Here is a 21,341-nt window from a genome sequence, read left to right on the forward strand (position 1 = left end):
ACTCCTGGTGTCTCGGTAGATTGGGGATCAGCTACATGTCGCCTGGTAGATCCAAGCATGAGACGATGTAATCACTGACGATAAGGGGGTGTCCTATCGGCGACGTCCGGATAGACCGAGTTCTGAATGGCAAGGCCTTCGGCGAGCGCGGCGCGACCGCTCTCAGTAGTGCGCACCAGTACCCCGTTTGACCGTGCTTCCATCGAAGACCCCGATCCATTGGGTGGCCACGACATATGTGCGCTAACGCGACAATACCCAGCGGCGATCCAACGAGGCAGCATCGGAAACTACTTAGTCGGCTCAAAAGTCGATAGAGAAAGCATGGGGTGCGCTTTGGCGAACCCTCAGCGCAGATTTTTCTGGGTCTCCAGCGCCCACACTTTTGCCAGTCGGAGTCGGTAACGTATGGCTCCGCTGAGGTGAGCCGTTAGGAAGTTTTCGACGGGTTCCAACGCCAGCGGAGCCGATCACCTTTCCGCCCGAACGAGTAATAGTCATGTCGTCGTCTTCAACGCCCCCGGTGGGCTGACACACGCGGACCTAAACATCGCGCGGCAATCTCAATTGTCGTCGACGGAGCGGTTCCGTTAATGGCTTTGAATAAAGGGGATGAGTAATTTCCGAGGCTGACGCTGGGAGAACAGATGGACCACATGAGAGCCGGCACATCATATCGCCTGTGGCATCGAGCGGCTTCAGCAGCATTGACAGGGTGCACATATGGAGTTCAACCACTCATCGATGGAACTCCACTCAAAGCGAGGGACGCTGCGCGCTGCGATTCTCGACGTCGATGGAGTTCTGCTCGCGTCCCCTCATGAGCGAGCTTGGCGGGAAGCATTGCCCAGCAATCAGCAGGACCGCTTCACCACCGCTATGTACCAAGCCCATGTGGCCGGCAAACCACGTCTCGACGGTGCCCGGGCAGCCCTTGAGGCGCTCGATGTGCCGGACGCCGAGCGCCAGGCTGGCGCCTATGCCGAGCGCAAGCAAAAGCGGCTAGAGATGCTTATTCATGCCGGACATGTCGCCGCCTTCCCCGACGCACTCCGCTTGGTTCAGGCGATGCAAGCGCTGGGTTGGCCTATGGCTGTCGCATCATCCTCGAAAAACGCCAACAGCATGCTGCAAGCGATCCGCCTGGATTCAGGCCAAACCTTACATGATGTCTTCAGCGGGAACGTTTGCGGCCACGATTTGCGGCAGGGCAAGCCCAACCCCGAAATTTTCTTGCTTGCCGCCGCCGAGCTCCGGGTGCCCCCGGAACATTGCTTCGTGGCCGAAGACGCAACCGCCGGCATTGAGGCGGCATGCGCGGGCGGCATGGCGGCTCTTGGTGTCGCACGGCTCGGCGACACTGTTCCACTGCGGGCGGCAGGAGCAGCCTTGGTGGTGACCACTCTCGACGAAATCGACATTGATGCTCTGGCTGATGGGCGGCTCTCCCTTAGAGCATTTTCAGCAAAAGTGCGCCCCGGCTTTGTGCCTGAAAATGGCCCAGTGCTTCGATCTTGAGCGAGTTCTTATCGATTGTAGGTTTCATCCAATCGGAACCCGCTCTGGCCGCCTTGATCAGGACGTGAACGATGGAAAAAGTACTGAAGCCGACCGCCGATACCGCCTGGGTTCTTGACGAGAAAAATTATGATCCGCTCCGCGAGAGCAGCAGTGAATCTCGTTTCGCCATCAGCAACGGCTTCCTCGGTGTAAGAGGCACGCGAGAGATCACACGGTGCGCGCGCTGGGTTATACCGCCGCGAACCTATGTTGCCGGGCTTTTTGATTCACCTGGCCCGGAGCAGCCGATACCTGGGCTCGTCCCCGCGGCCGACTGGCTGCAGGTCGATATCCTCTTGCGCGGGCAACCTTTGACGCATCATGCCGGTCATCCGTCCTTGCATCGCATGACTCTCGATATGAAGCGTGGGGTGCTCCTGACGGAATGCCATTTCAAAGCGCCCTCAGTAAGCCTCAACTTGCGTACGCTTCGCCTCGCATCACTGAGCGCGCGCGCGCTGGGCCTGCAGCTGATCAAGCTCGAAGTCGAGGATGGAGAGGCGGAGATCACGCTTGAGGCCTCATTCGAAGGCCTCAGCCTCGGACTGGTTTCCCAGCGGCTGGAACAGGATCTCGGCGTTTGGCGTACCAGCCATTCGAACAAGGGTCTCGCCATGGCCGCGGCATGTTGGCTGCAGCTCGATGGCCGCGAACTTGCCGCGACAGCGCTTGGCCAATTCAAATGGTCTTGGAGCTGGACCTCTCGTCCCGGGCAGGTAGCCTTGTTCGAACGATTGGTCGCTGTAACGCGAAGCGACAGCGCCGGTTTGGATCCTGGAGTCGATGCCGTGCATGAGCGCGGCGTCGCCAGCAACAAAGGTTGGCGAGGCGTAATGTCAGCGCACGAGGCAGCCTGGGCGCATCGTTGGCAATGCAGCGATGTCGAAGTCGACGGCGATCCAGCCGCGCAAAGTGCATTGAGGTTTGCCATCTATCACATGAACAGTGCAGCCAATCCGGACGATGAGCATGTGTCAATTGGGGCCCGGGCACTCACCGGCGACGATTATCGCGGGCATGTGTTCTGGGATACAGAGATCTTCCTCCTCCCGTTTTATTGCTTCACTTGGCCCGAGGCGGCGCGCGCCTTGCTCATGTATCGCTTCCGCACCCTAGCCGGTGCGCGGGCGAAGGCGGCCGGCATGGGCTGGCGTGGTGCCCTCTACGCTTGGGAATCTACCGACTCCGGTGTCGAGGAGACGCCGGAGGAAGCGATCGGTCCCGATCGCAAGATCGTCAACATTCTTTGCGGCAAGCAGGAACAGCACATCAGCGCGGATGTCGCCTACGCCGTGTGGCAATATTGGTTGGCGACAAGCGATGACGTGTTTCTATGCGAGGCGGGCGCTCAAATTCTTTTCGAGACCGCGCGGTTCTGGTCGAGCCGCGCCAAGTTGGAGGCGGACGGTCGCCATCATATTCGCGGCGTTATTGGACCCGACGAGTATCATGAACATATCGACGACAATGCATTCACAAACGTGATGGCACGCTGGAATATCCGGCGTGCTCTTGAGGCAGCAGCCCTTCTGCGCGAACGCTGGCCCGAGCACTGGGTCCGAATTTCGGGCGATCTCAAGCTTGACGACGATGAGCTGCAACAATGGTCGAACGTCGCAGATACGATGGCGACAGGTGTTAATGCGAAGACGGGAATGTTCGAGCAGTTCACGGGCTTTTTCGATCTTGAAGACATTAACCTCGCGACATATGCGGGGCGGTCGGTACCAATGGATGTTGTGCTTGGGCGCGAGCGGATAGCACAGTCTCAGGTGATCAAACAGGCTGACGTCGTTGCGCTCTTGGGGCTGCTGCCCGAGGAATTTATTGGCAAGACCGGCGCGAATAACTTCAGTTATTACGAGCCTCGCTGCAGTCATGGCAGTTCGCTGAGCCGAGCCATGCATGGACTCGTCGCTGCCCGGCTTGGCTATGCTGAGAAGGCGCTGAATTATTTCCGGCAGTCTGCCGCTATCGACCTTGCCGATACACATGTCGCGATTGCTGGTGGTGTGCATATCGCGGCTCTTGGCGGACTCTGGATGACGGCTGTGTTCGGCTTCGCAGGGGTGGCGCTGGAAGGCGATAACATTCGCCTCGAACCCCAATTGCCGGCCGGTTGGGTGGGCCTTGGCTTTCGCATACAATGGCGCAAGCGCCGCTTGAAGATTAAGATAGAGCAGGCGCATTCCCTTGTTGAGGTGACATTGGAATCCGGGGCGCCGATGACACTTCTAATCTCCGGTGAGGGGCAACAACTCAGTGTCGGCAAGACAGTTCGGATTGTGTTTAAAGCGACACAGAAATCAAAGGTCAACAAGCTGTTGAGCGCGTCCTCCGCCGCCTGACCACGATCTCCTGAGCGCCCCAAGCGGTTAATTGCTCAGCTTATTAAAAGATGCATCACAGAAATCACTATAGACTTTTCTTGACTGCGTAGATTCCGAGGGTCGTAAGCAGATCATTCGCTCCCACTTTAACAAGATCATCTTTGGGAGAAAACCATGGATACCCTACTGCTCGCTGTCGTACTCATTCTAATCATCGGAGGTGGCGGATATTGGGGCTATCGCCGTCGGCGGTAACATGACTGCCCTTCAATATTGCTAGCTAGACAATGCTCCGTTTTGTCCGTTTTCCTCTCGGCGCGGTGCGCGGTTGCCATGGATTCTTCGCTAAACAAAAATCAGTGTTGCTATGACGCAAGGAAATCATGCGAATTGCTCAGATCGCTCCGCTCGCGGAGACAGTACCGCCCAAACTTTACGGTGGTACGGAACGCGTCGTCTCTTGGCTCACGGAAGAACTCGTCAGGCAAGGGCATGAGGTCACCCTCTTTGCGGCGGGCGGCTCGGAGACCGCCGCGAAGCTCGTCACAGGTTGCGACAAAGGCCTGCGTCTGCAAGGCATAGGCGATCATACCGCCAGCAATCTCGTGATGCTCGACAAGGTCAGGCGTCAAGCCGAGCGGTTCGATATTATTCACTGCCATATCGATCTTCTGCAATATCCTCTCTTCCAGGATTTGAGCCACAAATTCGTGACGACCTTGCATGGCCGCCTCGATTTGCCTGACTTCTGGCCTGCCTACAAAGCCTATCCGCATATGCCGCTCATTTCGATCTCGGATGTGCAGCGGGAGCCGATGCCGTTGGGACTCAACTGGCTTGCAACTGTCTATAACGGCCTGCCGGCGGAGGCGTGTCCCTTCAGTGCTGCCGGTGGCGATTACCTCGCCTTTCTCGGGCGGATCTCACCGGAGAAAGGTCCCGATCGCGCAATCGAGATTGCTAAAAGAGCCGGCGTCAAGCTGAAGATCGCGGCAAAGGTCGATAAGGCCGATCTCGGTTATTTCAAAGAGGTCATCCAACCGATGCTGGATCATCCTCTGATCGAATTCGTCGGCGAGATCGATGATAGTCAAAAATGTGCCTTCCTCGGGAATGCACGCGCGCTCCTCTTTCCCATCGATTGGATCGAGCCTTTCGGGCTGGTCATGATCGAGGCCATGTCGGCTGGAACGCCGGTTATCGCCTGGCGAAACGGTTCGGTACCCGAAATCATCGAGGACGGCATCAGCGGACTTATCGTCGATTCAATCGACATGGCAGTCGAAGCCGTTCACCGGATCAAATCGATCGACCGAATGGCTGTCCGGCGCTCCTACGAATCAAGGTTTACGGAAAAGCACATGGCTCGCGGCTACGTCGCAGCTTATCAAAAGCTCATCAGCAAGCCGCAATCGCGACTTAAGCTGGTAAATGCGGAATAGCCGGGCCTGCGCAGGCTTTGCCCACAGACAATAAGCATCAAGCAATATTGCTATGGTGTGTTCTTCTCCAGCGTCTTCTGAACGTCTTCTGAAAAATTGAAGGCGGCTCAGGCGCATTCCAGCGAATTGAAACTTAGTCTGTGAGCTGTTTGCGGATTTGCAGCAATTCCTGATGGCGCGCATCGGTCGTCTTTGGATAGCTCATCTCAAGACCTTCGAGCATATCGAGGACAATCTGGGACACGATGAGCCGAGCGTTCTCTTTGTCGTCGGCGGGAACGACATACCAGGGCGAATCCTTCGTGCTTGTTGCGCCGAGGCATTCCTCATAGGCCTTCATGTAGTGCTTCCAGAATTTCCGTTCTGCGATGTCCGCGAGACTAAATTTCCAGTTCTTTTCCGGTTCGTCGATCCGCGCCAGAAAGCGGTTCCGCTGTTCTTCCTTGGAGAGATGAAGAAAGAATTTCACGATGCGGGTTCCGTTGGCGTGAAGGTGTTTCTCTAAATCGACGATCGAACGGTACCTGTCGTGCCAGATCTGCTTGTCATCTTTTGGCGGATCCACAAGGCCTTCGCTGCTGAGAAGCTCCGGATGCACGCGAATAATCAAGACCTCTTCATAATAAGATCGGTTGAAGATTCCGATCTTCCCGCGCGCCGGCAGATCGCGTGTCGTACGCCAGAGAAAATCATGCTCCAATTCGGCGGCGCTTGGATGTTTGAAACTGAACACCTGGCAGCCCTGCGGATTAACCCCGGACATCACATGCCTGATGGCACCGTCCTTACCCGCCGCATCCATGGCCTGGAAGATCAAAAGGATTGCGTGGCGGTTGGAGGCGTAGAGGAGCTGCTGTTGCGAACTCAGTTGCTCGACGTGGTCCTTCAGAATTTTCTCGTATTGGTCCTTCGACTTGTAAACGGGATCGACCTTGGTCGGCCACTTATCGAGATTGACCTCGTCGCCTTCCTTTACACGGAAGTCTTTTGCACTGATTTTCATTTCTATCCCCTCGCCGATGCTGACCGCATGATTGGGGCCGGGGTCGCCGGCTTGTTTCTACTTGACCGTCTTTTCGCTATCGATCGGTTCGTCGCTGGGTTTCATGCCGCTTTTGGTCTCCATCTGATCGTTATCACGGAGGCCGAGTTGAACCGGGACTGCTTTCGGCTTCTCGTCGTGGAGGATCCAGACCTGCGGCCAGCGAAAGGCGCTGGTCCGATGTGACGACCAATAGAGCCAGCCACCGCCGCTGCCGGCAGCCAAGACGATCAGTGTGCCGGCGGCCGCCGCGAGGCGCCAATGACCGGAGACCCAGCCGCGGCCTGTCCGGGCCGCCGTCTCAGCCGATTGAAACTGTCCGCCTTCCGGCGAGCCTGCGGGCATGCGCGGATGTTGGGACTTGTTCCAAGCATGCTGGGCATGCGGCTTTAAAGAGACGCTTTTGAGCGGATCCAGGATTCGATACGCGAGCAGTTTCACCGGATCGGTTATGAGGAACCAACCCAAAGCATAAAACCAAACCAGCGCCGCCCAACCCCACCAAAGCGGGGTCACAAGGAATCCAAGGACGCAGATCAGCGTCGCTGCCGCCTGCGTGCCGAGTACGGCCATCCATAAGATCCGCGCCGGACGTATGGACCACCACGGGCCGGGTGTGCGGGTCTGGAAGATGGTCAGATGTCCAGCCACCGAGAGCATCAGATACATCATGGTCTGTATCTGCGGCCGGTCGATGTGAAAGACGCGGTCGCCGAGATAAAACAGCCCGAACGCGGCAATAGGGCCAACGAGGCCGAGCACGGTGGCGATCCCCAGTACCGTGCGCATGTTCCAGGCTTCGGGCTTGTCCCTATAGATGACATTGTCATAAGCGATGGACAGAATCGCTCCGTCGTTGAGCAGCGCCAGCATCACGATCATGATCGCCGTCAACGGATAAAAATTGAAGATCAGAATCGCGGCCGTCATGAACAAGAGCACGCGCAGCGTCTCGGCGATGCGATACATCGCGTAACTGTTCATCCGCTGAAAGATCTTCCGGCTTTCCTTGATGGCGTCGATAATCACCGATAGCCCCGGCGCCACTAGCACGATGGAGGCAGCTGCACGCGCAGCGTCCGTCGCGCCGGAAACAGCGAAGCCGCAGTCGGCCTTCTTCAGCGCGGGGGCGTCATTGACGCCATCACCGGTCATGCCCACGATGTGGCCATGCTTTTGCAACACATCGACGATGTGGAATTTGTGCTCCGGGAACACCTGGGCGAAACCGTCCGCCTGCTCGATGGATTTGGTCATCGCCGCGGTCTCCTCAGTCGTGGAGTCGCCGAGGGTCGCACCATCGAGAATATTCGTTCCCATCCCCAACGTTTTTGCCATCTCCCGTGCAATTGCAAGGGCATCGCCCGTCACCATCTTGATCTTCACGCCCATCTCAGCCGCAGTCGCGATGGTGGTTTTGGCGTCCTCACGCGGTGGGTCGAACATCGGCAGCACGCCGAGCAATTGCCATTTCCCGTCTCCATCTGCCTGGGCCACACCAAGCGCACGAAAGCCGCGGGCCGCGAAGTCATTGACGGCCTTGTCGACAGCCTCTTTCACAGTCGCGGCATTGGCCGATAGAGCCTGAATGACTTGAGGCGCTCCCTTCGTCACCTTGAATATGCTTCCATCAGCGGCCTTGACGGTCGCCTCGGTGCGCTTATGCACTGGATCGAACGGCACAAAATGCGTGACTTGAAAGGGCTTCAGCGCCTGCTTGTCCTTCAGGCCACCGATGACGGCGAGATCGATGGTGTCGTCGTCGTCCGCTCGCGAGGCCAGGGCGCCAGCAAGAATGAGCTCGTCGGAGGTGACCTTGTCGAGACAGAACGGATCGCCCAGCGTCAGCTTGTTCTGCGTGAGGGTGCCGGTCTTGTCGGCACAGAGCACGTCCACGCCGGCCAGTTCCTCGATGGCGACAAGCTTACTCACGATAGCTTGTTTCTTCGCGAGCAGCCGTGCGCCGACCGCCATTGTCACCGATAGAACCGTGGGCATTGCCACCGGGATCGCCGCGACGGTGAGGACAAGGGCGAACTGCAAAGTCGTGAGAATCGGGTTACCGCGATAAAGTCCAACAGCGATGATCACCGCTACCATCGTCACCGCCAACATGATCAGATAGTTGCCGATCTTCAGCACGGCTTTCTGGAAATGGCTGACGGTAACTGCGGTCTCCACCAGTTCCGCTGTTTTGCCGAAATAGGTGTTCGCGCCCGTGGCATAGACCAGCGCACCGATCTCGCCGCGACGCATGATCGAACCGGAGAATATGGCATCGCCGGATTTGCATGTTTTGGGCAGCGACTCACCAGTCAACGCCGACTGGTCCACGGACACCTCGTCGCCGTCCAGCAAACGCGCATCTGCCGGCACGATGTCGCCCAGGCGCAATCGGATGGCGTCGCCGGGCACCAACTCACGCGCCGCGGGCGTGACCCACTTTCCATCGCGTTTCACACGGGCCGTGATCGCCAGCTTGGCTTTGAGCGCCGCGATCGCATTGCCAGCCTGACGTTCTTCCCAGAATCCGATCACGGCGTTCGCAACAAGCAGCAGCAAGATGATAAAGAAGTCTGGCCAGTGGCGCACGACGCCGGAGAGCACGACCGCGACTTCGATCATCCAGGGGATCGGACCCCAAAAATAGCTAAGAAATTTCAGAAACGGATTGGCTTTTTTTTCTTCAATCTCGTTCGGCCCATATTGGATCAGCCGCTTCTGCGCCTCTGCCTGCGTGAGGCCTTCTGGTGAAGACCCTAGCTTTTTCTCCATCTCGGCCAGCGGTAGGGATTTTAGATCGTCCGTCGGTTTGGGCTTCGACTTGGCAGACGTGACCCTGTCGGCTTTGGCTGCCATGATCGAAACTCCTTTATCTTCGCCTAAATTGACACGCTCCAATTTATTAGAGCATCAGACCCACGAGGGGTCCCGCGCTTCGCGGAAATCCGATGCATCGAAAAGTCGATTGGACGACATGCCACTTGAACTGATCACGCAGCGACAAGCTTGAGCCCGTAATACGTCAGGAATGCATCATCATAGGCCTCGTCGACCGTCGTCGATGCATCATATGCCGGGCTGTCCTTGACCCTCTGACGATCCGCATCGACGTTCACCACTTTAGCGAGCCAATCGATATTTCGGACCGATTTCGGCGAGATGAGCACCTTCTTTCCTGGCCACCAGTTCTTCGTATCGACGACGAGGTAATGGACGCTCCAATCGGCATCCTCGAGAATAAAGTCATCGACGTGACCGATCTCGCCGTCATTGGCATGAATGTGGTAGCCGGTAACGGCTTCGATGCTGCGCAGATGCGGATCATCTGCGCTTTTCCGAGCATCGGCCATATTTTTATCGGTCGGCGCAATCCCTTGTTTTGGAGCTTCCGTCCAGGTCGCGCCCACATATCCGTAACTGTCGGTGAAAGACCCATTGCCCCAATAGGGACTCCAACCGTAGTAATCGTAGATATTGGTTTCGATCTGACGCGACACCGGCCGATCTGTATCGACATCCGGGCTATCCTTGACCTGTTGCATGGTCAATTCGACCGTGAATGCGTGTCCTTTCGGATCGAGCTGCCCCAACATCATGGGGGTCAGAAGGACTTTGCGACCCGACAGCCAATCGCCAGTGTCGACGATCAGCCAACGGATCTGCCAATTGGTGTCGTCGAACAAAAAGTCGCTGACGGTTCCAATCCGGCCATCGGTCGCAGCGATAGCGTAACCTTTCATCACTGATGCATTACCTAACATCGCATGCTCCTTTTGTCTCTAGCGCTGTCATCAAGCGCGGCGCGAAAGACCCTTTCTCGAAGAGGAGCTGATATCCTTATCGAGCTTATGATCGCCGCCATCAGCTGTCTGCCTGGACAAGGCGATCCGTCGGCGTTTCGGTGAGGCCGAAAGTGGAAGGGTTGAGACTGGCCGCACCTTTTAAAAAATTCACATTACGGAAGTTTTGCTCAGCGGTATGGAGCCATTCGCCTTTTGCGGCGCAGTCTCCTTTCCTGCCAATGCAAGGGCGACCGCGGGGTTCATGCTATCGACCATGGACGTCGGCATCAGGATCGTGGCGCCGCGTTCCTTAGTCGTCTCGTAGATGATGTTCATGGCCCGCAATTGCAGACCCATCGGATGCTCGGCATAGGTCATCGCCGCCTCAACAAAACTTGCTGCGATCACCGCTTCAGCAGAGCCTAAGATCACACGCGCCTGCTTTTCCCGTTCGGCCTGGGCCTGCCGGGACATGGCGTCCTGCAGCGCGACCGGGATCGCGACATCGCGGATCTCAACGGACTTTACGGAGATTCCCCAATCGGCGATCTTGCCGCCGATTTCGCCCCGTAATATTTCGTCGGCAGCTGTGCGTTCCGATAGAAGCGCCGACAGCATCGAAGAGCCTATCATTTCGCGCAGCGAGGTCTGGGCGACTCGATCGATGGCTTCCCGGTAGTTCGTGATGTTCAAAGCAGCCTTTTGTGCGTCATGGACAAACCAGAAAATGATCGCATCCACATTCACGGGCACAGTATCTCTGGTCAGCGCCTGTTCCGCGCTAAAAGCGGTCGTCTGGATGCGTTGGTCGATGACGGCAACGACATTGTCGACGACGGGCAGGATAAGGAAAAGCCCCGGCCCCTTGACGCCAAGCAATTTACCGGCGCGCAGAATGACGAATTTTTCCCATGTGTTCGCCATCTTAAGCGCGGAAGAGATGATGATCGCAGCCGCGACGAAGGCAGCGCCCCAATAAACATGCCCCATCGCGCCCAATCCGACACCAATGGCAATAGTGACTATAGTCAGAAATAAGGTAATGGGATTCATCGACGCGGCTCCTCGCTTATCGTGCCGCCCCTCAGACATCATCAGACCCGGCGCTATTCGTTGCGTGAATGCCGCTTGCGAGCCCAGTTTCAGACCTACTCACAGTGGGTCAGCTGTTTAGCCATATAAGTCCCTGGCCGACAGGTATGGAGACTCGGAATCTACTTAGATCCAAAGCGCCGAAATCAGCTATGCCAAGACCGGCTTAACGCGGGCGGCATGCTTGGCTGCTTCCCGAGCAATTCGGCAAGTCCGCCAACTCAGTGATGGGCGACGGGCAAAATGGCAAAAGGTAGGCGATCCGGCGGTGCCTGGGCGGTGTCCGAGAGAGCCGGTTCAGAGCTGAGCAGCTCTGACACATGACGAAGCTTTCCCATGTGTGCCCCCGGATGATCGCAGTGAGGTTTTCGTCACTTTCAAATGAAAGAAGCCGGACATGTTTGCATCGCGGTCGTGAACGAGTCCTCAGGACGCGACCGCAGCGTCAAGCGCGCGTTGAATGGCCCATGCAAGGTCGGGTTCACGAAAAGGCTTCTGGATCACTACTGCGCCTGGCCGGCGCGCCAAGACTTCGGATCGATCGCCACTGATGAAGAAGTGCGGAACGAATCCGGTGTGGAGTATTTCCTCGACAGCTGAGATGCCATTTCCATTGGCGAGCCGCACGTCGAGGATCATCAGGTCCGGTCGGTATCGAACCGCAGCGGTCACGGTATCAGCCTCGGTTGCCTCGATCGCGCAAACCTCGTGACCCATTTCTTCGAGCGTCTCGGCAAGCAACATGCCGATCAGCGCGTCATCCTCAGCGATGAGGACACGGAGTCCCTTCATCGTTCACGTCACTTTCAGTCGCATCATTCAGCCAAACTTTAACGGGGTTGTACAACCCAAAGACGAAGCAACCTTTACCGGCCACTTAAACGGGGTCAAACGGTCGAAAACCCGTCTGCGAGGGACTATACTCAACCAATGATCGGCGAAGACAGGATCGGAAACTACTTAAGACCGTGAACGCTGCGGCTGACCGATGCTCGCTCTACCTGACGCTTAAATTACAATTCCGCATCTCCGGCGAGGAACAGACGTGATATATTGAGCTGAGCCTCCCATGTTTAGGAAATGGTCATTAAGAAGAAGTGTAAAATGCGAGTCAGTCTTCCGCGTCAGACCAAGGCTGCTAAACCGAAACCGGTCCGTCCGCCGCTGTCGGCGCATGACTTGAAGATCTTTCCGATCGTCGGAATAGGTGCCTCAGCAGGTGGCCTCGAGGCATGCCGGAAACTCGTGGAGGCGCTGCCGATTGACACCGGCATGGCCTTTATACTTGTCCAGCATCTCGATCCGACCCATGAAAGCATGATGGTGGACCTGCTCGCCGGTCACACGCGAGTGACCGTTTTGCAAGCAATGGATGGGATGCTGATCGAGCCCGATCATCTCTACGTCATCCCGCCTGGAACCTATCTTTCTGTCGGTAACGGCGCACTTCACCTTTCGCAGCCTCAAGCGCCTCATGGCGCGCGCCTGCCTTTCGACTTTTTGCTGCACTCATTGGCGGAAGAGTGCGGTACGCGCGCCATCAGCGTGATCCTGTCGGGCACGGGAGGCGACGGCAGCCTTGGACTGAAGTCTGTGAAGGAGAAAGGCGGCCTCGTCATCGCGCAAGACCCCGGCGAGGCCGCTTATGACGGCATGCCGCGCAGCGCCATCATGACAGGCATGGTGGACCTTGTGCTTGCGATTGAGAAGATTCCCAAGGCACTCATCGAATATAACTGGAGAACAGCGGTCGCTCACGGCCATGACAATTCCATGTCGTCGGAGGAAACACAAGATTGGCTGGCCGAGATCATCAATCTTCTTCGCACGAAAACGGCTCACGATTTCACGTTTTACAAGCAGGGCACGCTACGGCGCCGGATTGAGCGGCGCATGGGGATGGTTGGGATCGAGGCCGGAGACACGGCTCATTATCTCGATAGACTGCGGAGCGATGCGAGCGAACTCGAGCTTCTGGCCAAAGACCTGCTCATCAATGTCACGGGCTTCTTTCGTGATCCGAAAGTGTTCGATCACTTGGCGGAGAAAATCATTCCGGACCTCGTTCGCGGCCAGACGGATGATCGCCCGCTCCGCATCTGGGTTGCCGGGTGCAGCACCGGCGAGGAGACTTACTCCCTGGCCATGCTTTTTCGCGAAGAGATCTCGGCGGCGAAGCGCAACATCAAACTGCAGCTATTCGCCTCCGATGTCGATCCGGATGCCGTCGCCATTGCGCGAGAGGGTCTTTATCCGGAAACCATCGAAACAAATGTCTCGCAGGCGCGGCTTGCCCGTTTCTTCTCAAAGGAGGAGCATAGTTACAGGGTTCTGCCCGAACTCCGCGCAGCGGTTGTCTTCACGGTGCAAGATGTGCTGGCTGATCCGCCGTTCTCACGCCTCGATCTGGTTTCATGCCGAAACCTTCTCATTTATCTGCACCCCGATGCGCAGGCGAAGGTGATTTCGCTGTTCCATTTTGCGCTGCGCGAGGGTGGTATTCTCCTTCTTGGTACCTCGGAGACCGTCGGCGAGTCCGATGGCCGCTTCGAGGTGATTTCAAGGCCCGAGCGGCTCTATCGCCATATTGGCCGCCTGCGCCCGGGCGAATTGGGTTTCATAATGAGCCCCGGCGACGGCACTCGAATGCCGACGCGTCCGGGGCAAGGCCCGGCGCCTACGCGTCAGGCCGTTCTCGCCGACCTTTGCCGGCAGCTGGTCCTGGAGACCTATGCTCCGGCAGCCGTCCTGATCAACAGCAAGCATGAGTGTCTTTATTTCTTGGGACCGACAGACCGTTATCTGCGCTTGCCGCCTGGTACTCCTACATATGATTTACTGGCCATGACGAGTAACGGCCTGCGCACCAAGCTCCGCTCGGCCATCCAACAGGCTAATCAGAAAAAGGCGCGCGTTGTCTCTTCCGGCGGCAAGGCGGATCATGATGGAGATCTGCGTTCGTTCAGCATCGCCGTGCAGCCGGTTCTAAGCGGTGACGAGGAGCTTTTGCTGATTTGCTTCATCGATGAGCCGAAGCAAGATCGCAGTCGAGGCGGCCCCTCTCCTCCAGAGGATATGCCGCGAATCGCTACGCTCGAGCAGGAACTGGAAGCCACGAGGATTGAGCTTCAGGGGGCTATCCGCAATCTTGAGATTTCGAGCGAGGAGCAGAAGGCAATCAACGAAGAAGCGTTATCCGTCAACGAGGAATATCAATCGACAAACGAGGAGCTGCTCACCTCCAAGGAAGAGTTGCAGTCGCTCAACGAGGAGCTAACTGCCCTTAACGGCCAACTCCAAGAAACCTTGGAGCGGCAGCGTACGACCTCCAACGATCTGCAAAATGTCCTGTATAGCACCGATGTTGCGACGCTCTTCCTCGACACCAATCTTGATATCCGCTTCTATACGCCGGCCACCAAATCACTCTTCAACGTTATTCCGAGCGACGTCGGGCGTCCCCTTGCCGACCTCAACTCGCTGGCGGCCGACGGCACGCTTTTGAGCGATGCCAGAACGGTGCTGAAGAGCCTGGCACCGATCGAGCGGGAGATCGAAGCACAAGGCGGCGCCTGGTATATCCGCCGAATCTTGCCTTACCGGACCCAAGACAATGGGGTCGAAGGCGTCGTGATCACTTTTGCCGATATCACAGAGCGGCGGCACACCGCGGATGCGCTGGAGGCGGCCAAGCGGCAAGCAGAGCAGGCCACTGTCGCTAAATCGCGCTTCCTCGCGACCGCCAGCCATGACCTCCGCCAACCGCTGCAAGCACTCAGCCTGATGCGAGGCATTCTGGAAAAAAGGATCAGAGAGAATAGGAAGGAGGAGGCCCTAGAGCTCGTCATACGGCTTGATGAGACCGCCGCCGCAATGTCCGGCATGTTGAACACGCTGCTCGACATCAATCAGATTGAGGCCGGCACGGTCCACGTCGAAATGGTCAGCTTTCCCATCAATGATCTGCTTGATCGGTTAAGGGATGAATTTAGCTATCAAGCGCAAGCACAGAAGCTTGCCCTGCACGTCGTACCCTGCGGCCTTTTGGTTTACAGCGATCCACGTCTGCTTGAGCAGATGATCCGCAACCTCATCTCGAATGCCTTGAAATACACCAAGCACGGCAAAGTATTGCTCGGTTGCCGTCGACGCGAAGGGACGCTACGCATCGAGATCTGGGACACAGGAATTGGTATCCCGGAGGCGGAGCTTCAAACGATCTTCGAGGAATACCATCAACTCGACAATGCCGCACGGCAACCGAGCCATGGCCTCGGCCTTGGTCTTGCCATCGTGCAACGGCTGTCGGAGTTACTCGACCATCGTATCCGCGTCCGTTCGCATCTCGGCAAGGGCTCGGTCTTTGCCATCGACGTAGCGCTCCCAGCGAAAGGGACAGCTCCGCAGCTTGAATTTGACCAGCACCGGGGAGATGGCGGGATCGCCGAGAGCACAAGACATACGGGCGTGATCCTGGTGGTCGAGGACGATCGCGAAGTGCGCGAACTCCTCGATGTAATCCTGACCGAAGAGGGCCATCGCCCGGTAATAGCGTCCGACGGCCTCGCGGCGCTGGAGCTGCTGACTCAGCGGGCAATACAACCTGACTTGATCCTCACAGACTATAATCTGCCGAACGGAATGGATGGGCTCGAAGTCGCTGCGAAAATAAGAGAAAAACTTAATCGCCAAATACCGGTTATCATCCTCACGGGTGATATATCGACGAGCGCTTTGCGACGTATCGCCAGCCAAGACTGTGTACAACTCAACAAGCCGGTGAAGTCGATGCAAGTGACGCAGGCCATCCAGCGTCTCCTTCCGATTTTGCAACCCGTATCGAAATCTCATCTGCGGCGCGGTTTCAAAGCTGCCCAGAGTCCAGAGGCGGCCGTCATCTTTGTCGTTGATGATGACAACCACCTACGTGAGGGGATTCGCAGCTTGCTCGAGGCAGACGGACGGGTGGTCGAGGATTATGCATCTTGCGAAGCTTTCCTCGAAGTCTATCGTCCAGACCGCGAAGCGTGCCTCTTGGTCGATGCCTACCTGCCCGGAATGGGTGGGCTTGAATTGTTGCAGCGGCTACATGATGCGGGACATCGGTTGCCCGCCATCATGATCACCGGCAATAGTGATGTGCCGATGGCTGTTCAAGCCATGAAGGCAGGTGCTTTGGACTTCATCGAAAAGCCGATCGGGCGCGACGAGCTCCTCGCCTGCGTCGAGAATGCCCTCGAACACGCGAGGGATACGAGCAAACTGTCGACCTGGCGCGAGGAAGCCAGGACTCGCATCGCCGGTCTTACTCTGCGGCAACATCAGATCATGGATCTGATTCTTGCTGGCCACCCCAACAAAAATATAGCAGCGGACCTTGGCATCAGCCAGCGCACGGTCGAGAACCATCGCGCTACGATCATGATGAAGACAGGCTCGAAGTCACTTCCGGCTTTAGCGCGATTGGCCTTTGCCGCCGGCGGGATTGAGGCCAGTGAGCCACCCGCTTAACCTGTGCCCGCTAAGATTAAGACCCATCGCCGCTGGGTCTTGTTCATGCCTTAAAGCGCCTGGCCACTCTCCCGCAAAGCGGGTTCGTTCTTCGGCCCATTCCAGACACTGATGCCGAGCGGCACAATGATACTCTTAACGCGATCCAGAGTTGGCTCCGATGATTTGCGTGGCGGCTAAGCCTTAAAACCTCGATTTTGGAGCCTGCCGCAGGATCCCTTCACCCGCTCCCATTTTTATTAAGGTGCGCATGGCTAGCCGGTTCCGCGCCGTCCTATTCACTTCCGGCGTATATCGCGCTCGCAGGCACTGCCATCTGCCAGGGACTGCCACCCATCGCCTGGGTCGCCCATCTCGCGAAGCTCGCGTCGGATTATCGCAAGGCCGATGGTTCTTCGTGATTGCACCAAGCATAGGCTCCCTGCTTTGCGTGCGCTATGGATCATCATCAGTTGTGAAAACCTGTTTCGCACGCGGATCGACGATTAAAGTTCACGCTCATCGAAGTAGTCCCCGCCTAAAATTATATTTCAACGTGACAAGCCGATGATAATAGGCCGCGTCATTGACGACTCGAGTTCACGAAAAATTTGATTTGGTAGATGCGACGGCACATCCATCGCGACGGCTTCGAGAGATTTTTGCAATCGGATCAGAAAGCCCTCTTAACAACGGCGCTCCTCCTCCTATCGCGACGAAACACTGGGATCATTTTAGCCCGCGCAGCCTGCCGATCAGATTTTAAGGTCGGATCGTCAGCGTCGGAGCAGCGAATTACACTCAATAATTAACGGGCCGCAGGCTGATGAGAAGTACGCTTAGTCATCCGCATGTCACCACCTAACCCTACAAGGCGCCCGCCTATCCAAGGCCGCTTCCACTTTCAGGCAGCGACGTTCATTTCTTAGCATCATAAAGAGAGTTCCATGCAACGACATACTTCCAAGGCGGCGTCCGCCTTTTTTTTGTCGATGCTGCTCGCCGCTAACGGCAGCAGCCCGACCCTGGCAGCGAACCCGCAGGACGCACTGTCAACAGCAACTCCGATCAAACACGTCGTCATCATTTTCGGCGAAAATGAATCGTTCGACCATTATTTCGGCACCTACCCGCAGGCAGCAAATCCGGCCGGCGAACCTGCCTTCACGGCATTGCCGAATACGCCGAGCGTCAACGGGCTGACCTCGGCCCTGCTGACCGCCAATCCGAACGCCGCGAACGCAGGCAACGGCACAAACGCGATCAATCCCTTCCGCCTGGATCGCTCGCAGGCCCACACGTCGAGCCAAAATCACGCTTACGGACCAGAGCAAGCGGCCTTTGATAACGGCGCTATGGACCTGTTTCCGAAGAACACCGGCGCGGCCGGCACCGGCGGCACCGGCGTCTTCAACACCAAGGGCCTCGTGATGGGTTATTACGATGGCAACACGGTCACCGCGCTGTGGAATTATGCGCAGCATTTTGCGATGAGCGACAATTCCTACAGCTCGACATTCGGTCCGTCCACGCCCGGCGCTGTCAATCTGATCTCGGGACAGACCAATGGCGCAGTTGGTCACCCTGCGAGCAACGGCTCCAATCCCAGCAACAACATCAACAACATTGTCGCCGACGGCCAGGGCGGCTTTACGATGTACGGCGATAGCGACCCGTTTGGAGATGTCTGCTCCTCGACCACGGCGGCTACGACCGAGATGACCGGCAAGAACGTCGGTGATCTTCTGAACGCCAAGAACATCACCTGGGGCTGGTTCGAAGGCGGCTTCAATCTCACCGCAATAAACGCCAATGGCACGACCGGCTGCAAACGGAGCACGTCGTCGGTTACCGTCGGTTCCAATGTGACCGATTATAGCCCGCACCATCAGCCGTTCCAATATTATGCTTCGACGCGCAACCTCAACCACACGCGTCCGAGCTCGGTCGCCGCGATCGGTAAAACGAGCGATGGCGGAGCCAATCATCAGTATGACTTCAACGACTTCATCGCGGCGGTTCAGGCGGGCAATTTCCCGTCGGTCAGCTTCCTCAAGGCCGCGGCGATCCAGGACGCTCACCCCAGCAATTCGGATCCGATCGACGAGCAGACTTTCGTGGTCAACGTGATCAACTTCCTGCAGAACAGCCCCGAATGGAGCAGCACGGCAGTGATCATCGCATATGATGACTCGGATGGTTGGTACGACCATGCGAACAATGTCATCAATCCCTCGACCAGCGTGCAGGACGCTTTCAACGCGGCCGGACAATGCACCCCGATCGCGGGAACTCCTGGCGCGCTTTCCACGCCGCTGCCGGGCATCAACGGTCAGCCAGTCCAGGGCCGCTGCGGTTACGGTCCGCGTCAGCCCCTGCTGGTCATCTCGCCCTTCGCGAAGCCGAACTTCGTCGATCATACTTTGACGGACCAGTCGTCGATTCTGCGCTTCATCGAAGACAATTGGCTTAGCGGCCAGAGGATCGGTCAGGGTTCGTTCGACGCGCTCGCCAATCCAATCACCAACATGTTCGACTTCAATCAGAAGCCGAATCCGAAGCTGGTCCTCAATCCCAACCTCGGTACGCTCTGATAGCTAAACGACCATGAGCGAGATATCCGGGACGGATGGAGATAATCCATCCGTCCCAATTTCTTAAACTTTGTCCGTTCCTCGACCCCCGTACCGAGTTCTCCGATGAAGCGTTCCTCAGACCTCATGCCGGCCTTTTCCCGCACATGGTTCGCGCGACTGCCGGTCTTGCTATCCGTCGTGCTGGCGATGCCTTTCGCCGCGGCAGATCCCGTTCCTCCGGCGAGCCAAACCATAAGTCGCGGCTCCAATACTCCGGTTGAGCTCTCGGCGGTCGCGCAACTGGGACGCAAAATGTTTTTCGACCCGTCATTATCGAGGTCAGGGCAACTCGCCTGCGCGTCATGCCATAGTCCGGAACATGCCTACGGGCCGCCGAATGATCTCGCGGTGCAGCTCGGCGGACCGGATATGAAACGTGCGGGCCTTCGCGCCGTCCCGTCGCTGCGCTATTTGGAGCATACCCCGAATTTCTCGATCGGGCCGGGTACCGAATTTGCCGATATCGACCCGCCCGCGTCAGAGGACGCGCCAGCTGCGGTGGCGGTACCGGCGGGCGATATCAAGGTCGCTTCGGTCGCCAAGGCCGATACCAATAACGCGGCACTCGCCGATGCCGAGGCCAACGTTCCGCAAGGCGGGCTCGACTGGGACGGCCGGGCCAACACTCTGCAAGAGCAGGCATTGGGACCGCTGCTCGATCCTAATGAAATGGATAATCACAGCGCCGGGGACTTTCTCGAGCGTGTGAAGCGCGCGCCCTATGCGGAAGACATTAGAAAGCTGTTCGGTGCCAACATTTTCGACCAGCCTAGTCTCGCGGTGGACGAGGCCCTGTTCGCTTTGGTGCGCTTCCAGTCCGAAGACCCAAGCTTCCATCCCTATGACAGCAAATATGACGCGTTTTTGGCGGGCAAAGCCGTGCTCAGCGACGCAGAGGCGCGTGGTCTCAAGCTGTTCGAGGATCCGAAGAAAGGCAATTGCTCATCTTGTCATATCGACAAGCCGTCACGCGATGGCCTGTTCCGGCCGGCCTTTACCGACTATCAATTCGAGGCCTTTGGCGCACCCCGCAATCGCGATATCCCGGCCAATCGTGACCCGCATTATTACGATCTTGGACTCTGCGGCCCAATGCGCAAAGACTATACCGACGCGGCCCCTTATTGCGGCTTGTTCAAGACTCCTACATTGCGCAATGCAGCGATCCGCAAAGTGTTCTTCCACAATGGCGTCTTTCATTCGCTCGATGACGTCATGCATTTCTACGTCGAACGTGAAACAAATGCTGCCAAGTGGTATCCGAAGCTGCCGAACGGTGAGATCGATGCCTATGACGACCTGCCGCCGGAATATAAGCGTAATGTCGATGTGGCCGATGCACCGTTTGATCGCAAGCAGGGCAACGAACCCGCGCTGAATAATGCGGAAATTGCCGATGTGATCGCCTTCCTGAATACGTTGACGGACGGTTATCAGATCGACCAGTTCCAGGCGAAGACGGCACCGGCAACGGCCCGTTAAAGCGGAACGCGCCAAAGCGATACCTGACGCCATAGCCTTCCTCAGATTCGGTTCGCTTTCCGGGAAGTCACTCCTCCGGATCACAAAGGTGAAGAGTCGTCAGGTATAGCGGCGGCGCCCTGCGATGGCTTCGCGATAAGGTGGTCACGAACGCAGTTTCCAGATCGGTGAGCGTTTCGATCAAAGTAAAGCCGTCGCGGCTATTTCCTCGCACCGCCGCGTCTTCGGGATGACAGATACGTTGGTGCAACCGGAACCACGCATTATCCGTACGCGCCCTCTTGGCGGCAACCGAACAAGTCATCCGATAGCAAACTCAGCTTCGCGCTGCCGGTCGGATTCATGTTCGAGGGCCGGACAACCTGATTGGACTCCGGCAAGTTAAGTTGCGCCGTAGAGAGTTACGTTGTCCACACGATAAGTTGAAACATGCTTTCGCATGCGTGCTCGCGTATCATAACACCGTTCCGATTTGCATCGTG

The 21,341-nt window shown here is 57.2% G+C and carries 13 protein-coding genes; 7 read left to right on the plus strand and 6 right to left on the minus strand.

From position 1 onward, the window contains the following. Nucleotides 1-71: 71 nt before the first annotated feature. A complete protein-coding gene (locus A3OQ_RS25245) occupies nt 72-203 on the minus strand; it encodes a hypothetical protein (RefSeq protein ID WP_280109804.1) in 132 nt (43 codons plus the stop codon). 520 nt (nt 204-723) lie between these two features. Here A3OQ_RS25245 and A3OQ_RS0120530 point away from each other — a divergent pair. The 4 genes from A3OQ_RS0120530 to A3OQ_RS0120540 all read left to right on the plus strand — a co-directional run bounded on the left by A3OQ_RS0120530 (nt 724) and on the right by A3OQ_RS0120540 (nt 5,332). Further along, entirely contained in the window at nt 724-1,518 is a 795-nt protein-coding gene (locus A3OQ_RS0120530; protein ID WP_020177328.1) for an HAD family hydrolase, read from the plus strand. Nucleotides 1,519-1,589: 71 nt separating this feature from the next. Beyond that, a complete protein-coding gene (locus tag A3OQ_RS0120535; protein ID WP_020177329.1) occupies nt 1,590-3,908 on the plus strand; it encodes a glycoside hydrolase family 65 protein in 2,319 nt (772 codons plus the stop codon). Between the two features lie 156 nt (nt 3,909-4,064). Continuing rightward, nucleotides 4,065-4,145, plus strand: a complete 81-nt coding sequence (locus A3OQ_RS25385; protein WP_152428692.1) for a DUF3309 family protein — start codon at nt 4,065-4,067, stop codon at nt 4,143-4,145. Nucleotides 4,146-4,273: 128 nt separating this feature from the next. After that, nucleotides 4,274-5,332: a glycosyltransferase family 4 protein gene (locus A3OQ_RS0120540; protein WP_020177330.1), complete on the plus strand. Its 1,059-nt coding sequence runs from the start codon at nt 4,274-4,276 to the stop codon at nt 5,330-5,332. A 133-nt stretch (nt 5,333-5,465) separates the two neighbouring features. Here the strand turns inward: A3OQ_RS0120540 and A3OQ_RS0120545 are convergent, their stop codons facing one another. The 5 genes from A3OQ_RS0120545 to A3OQ_RS0120565 form a co-directional block, all read right to left on the minus strand. Beyond that, nucleotides 5,466-6,335, minus strand: a complete 870-nt coding sequence (locus A3OQ_RS0120545; protein ID WP_020177331.1) for an ADP-polyphosphate phosphotransferase — start codon at nt 6,333-6,335, stop codon at nt 5,466-5,468. Between the two features lie 57 nt (nt 6,336-6,392). Next, nucleotides 6,393-9,233: a plasma-membrane proton-efflux P-type ATPase gene (locus A3OQ_RS0120550; RefSeq protein WP_051116146.1), complete on the minus strand. Its 2,841-nt coding sequence runs from the start codon at nt 9,231-9,233 to the stop codon at nt 6,393-6,395. Nucleotides 9,234-9,367: 134 nt separating this feature from the next. Continuing rightward, nucleotides 9,368-10,117 carry a PRC-barrel domain containing protein gene (locus A3OQ_RS0120555; protein ID WP_020177333.1) on the minus strand — a complete coding sequence of 250 codons (750 nt, stop codon included), beginning with the start codon at nt 10,115-10,117 and terminating at the stop codon, nt 9,368-9,370. A gap of 210 nt (nt 10,118-10,327) precedes the next feature. After that, nucleotides 10,328-11,212, minus strand: coding sequence for a slipin family protein (locus tag A3OQ_RS0120560; RefSeq protein WP_026596070.1), 885 nt, complete (start codon nt 11,210-11,212; stop codon nt 10,328-10,330). Between the two features lie 465 nt (nt 11,213-11,677). Further along, on the minus strand, nt 11,678-12,043 hold the full coding sequence (locus tag A3OQ_RS0120565; RefSeq protein WP_020177336.1) for a response regulator: 366 nt from the start codon (nt 12,041-12,043) through the stop codon (nt 11,678-11,680). A 312-nt stretch (nt 12,044-12,355) separates the two neighbouring features. Here A3OQ_RS0120565 and A3OQ_RS0120570 point away from each other — a divergent pair, with 312 nt between their 5' ends. The 3 genes from A3OQ_RS0120570 (at nt 12,356) to A3OQ_RS23215 (ending at nt 20,859) form a co-directional block, all read left to right on the plus strand. Continuing rightward, on the plus strand, nt 12,356-16,762 hold the full coding sequence (locus tag A3OQ_RS0120570; protein ID WP_020177337.1) for a chemotaxis protein CheB: 4,407 nt from the start codon (nt 12,356-12,358) through the stop codon (nt 16,760-16,762). 926 nt (nt 16,763-17,688) lie between these two features. Beyond that, nucleotides 17,689-19,335, plus strand: a complete 1,647-nt coding sequence (locus tag A3OQ_RS0120575) for a phospholipase C (RefSeq protein WP_020177338.1) — start codon at nt 17,689-17,691, stop codon at nt 19,333-19,335. A 105-nt stretch (nt 19,336-19,440) separates the two neighbouring features. Continuing rightward, entirely contained in the window at nt 19,441-20,859 is a 1,419-nt protein-coding gene (locus A3OQ_RS23215) for a cytochrome-c peroxidase (protein WP_152428551.1), read from the plus strand. The last annotated feature ends 482 nt before the right edge of the window (nt 20,860-21,341 follow it).

This window comes from Methyloferula stellata AR4, from assembly GCF_000385335.1.
In the GTDB taxonomy this organism is placed as follows: Bacteria; Pseudomonadota; Alphaproteobacteria; order Rhizobiales; family Beijerinckiaceae; genus Methyloferula; species Methyloferula stellata.

What these genes read in the sequence shown, in the direction of transcription:
- A3OQ_RS25245 (WP_280109804.1), bottom strand. Translation starts at nt 203, where the DNA reads ATGGAAGCACGGTCAAACGGGGTACTGGTGCGCACTACTGAGAGCGGT.
- A3OQ_RS0120530 (WP_020177328.1), top strand. Translation starts at nt 724, where the DNA reads ATGGAGTTCAACCACTCATCGATGGAACTCCACTCAAAGCGAGGGACG.
- A3OQ_RS0120535 (WP_020177329.1), top strand. Translation starts at nt 1,590, where the DNA reads ATGGAAAAAGTACTGAAGCCGACCGCCGATACCGCCTGGGTTCTTGAC.
- A3OQ_RS25385 (WP_152428692.1), top strand. Translation starts at nt 4,065, where the DNA reads ATGGATACCCTACTGCTCGCTGTCGTACTCATTCTAATCATCGGAGGT.
- A3OQ_RS0120540 (WP_020177330.1), top strand. Translation starts at nt 4,274, where the DNA reads ATGCGAATTGCTCAGATCGCTCCGCTCGCGGAGACAGTACCGCCCAAA.
- A3OQ_RS0120545 (WP_020177331.1), bottom strand. Translation starts at nt 6,335, where the DNA reads ATGAAAATCAGTGCAAAAGACTTCCGTGTAAAGGAAGGCGACGAGGTC.
- A3OQ_RS0120550 (WP_051116146.1), bottom strand. Translation starts at nt 9,233, where the DNA reads ATGGCAGCCAAAGCCGACAGGGTCACGTCTGCCAAGTCGAAGCCCAAA.
- A3OQ_RS0120555 (WP_020177333.1), bottom strand. Translation starts at nt 10,117, where the DNA reads ATGAAAGGTTACGCTATCGCTGCGACCGATGGCCGGATTGGAACCGTC.
- A3OQ_RS0120560 (WP_026596070.1), bottom strand. Translation starts at nt 11,212, where the DNA reads ATGAATCCCATTACCTTATTTCTGACTATAGTCACTATTGCCATTGGT.
- A3OQ_RS0120565 (WP_020177336.1), bottom strand. Translation starts at nt 12,043, where the DNA reads ATGAAGGGACTCCGTGTCCTCATCGCTGAGGATGACGCGCTGATCGGC.
- A3OQ_RS0120570 (WP_020177337.1), top strand. Translation starts at nt 12,356, where the DNA reads ATGCGAGTCAGTCTTCCGCGTCAGACCAAGGCTGCTAAACCGAAACCG.
- A3OQ_RS0120575 (WP_020177338.1), top strand. Translation starts at nt 17,689, where the DNA reads ATGCAACGACATACTTCCAAGGCGGCGTCCGCCTTTTTTTTGTCGATG.
- A3OQ_RS23215 (WP_152428551.1), top strand. Translation starts at nt 19,441, where the DNA reads ATGAAGCGTTCCTCAGACCTCATGCCGGCCTTTTCCCGCACATGGTTC.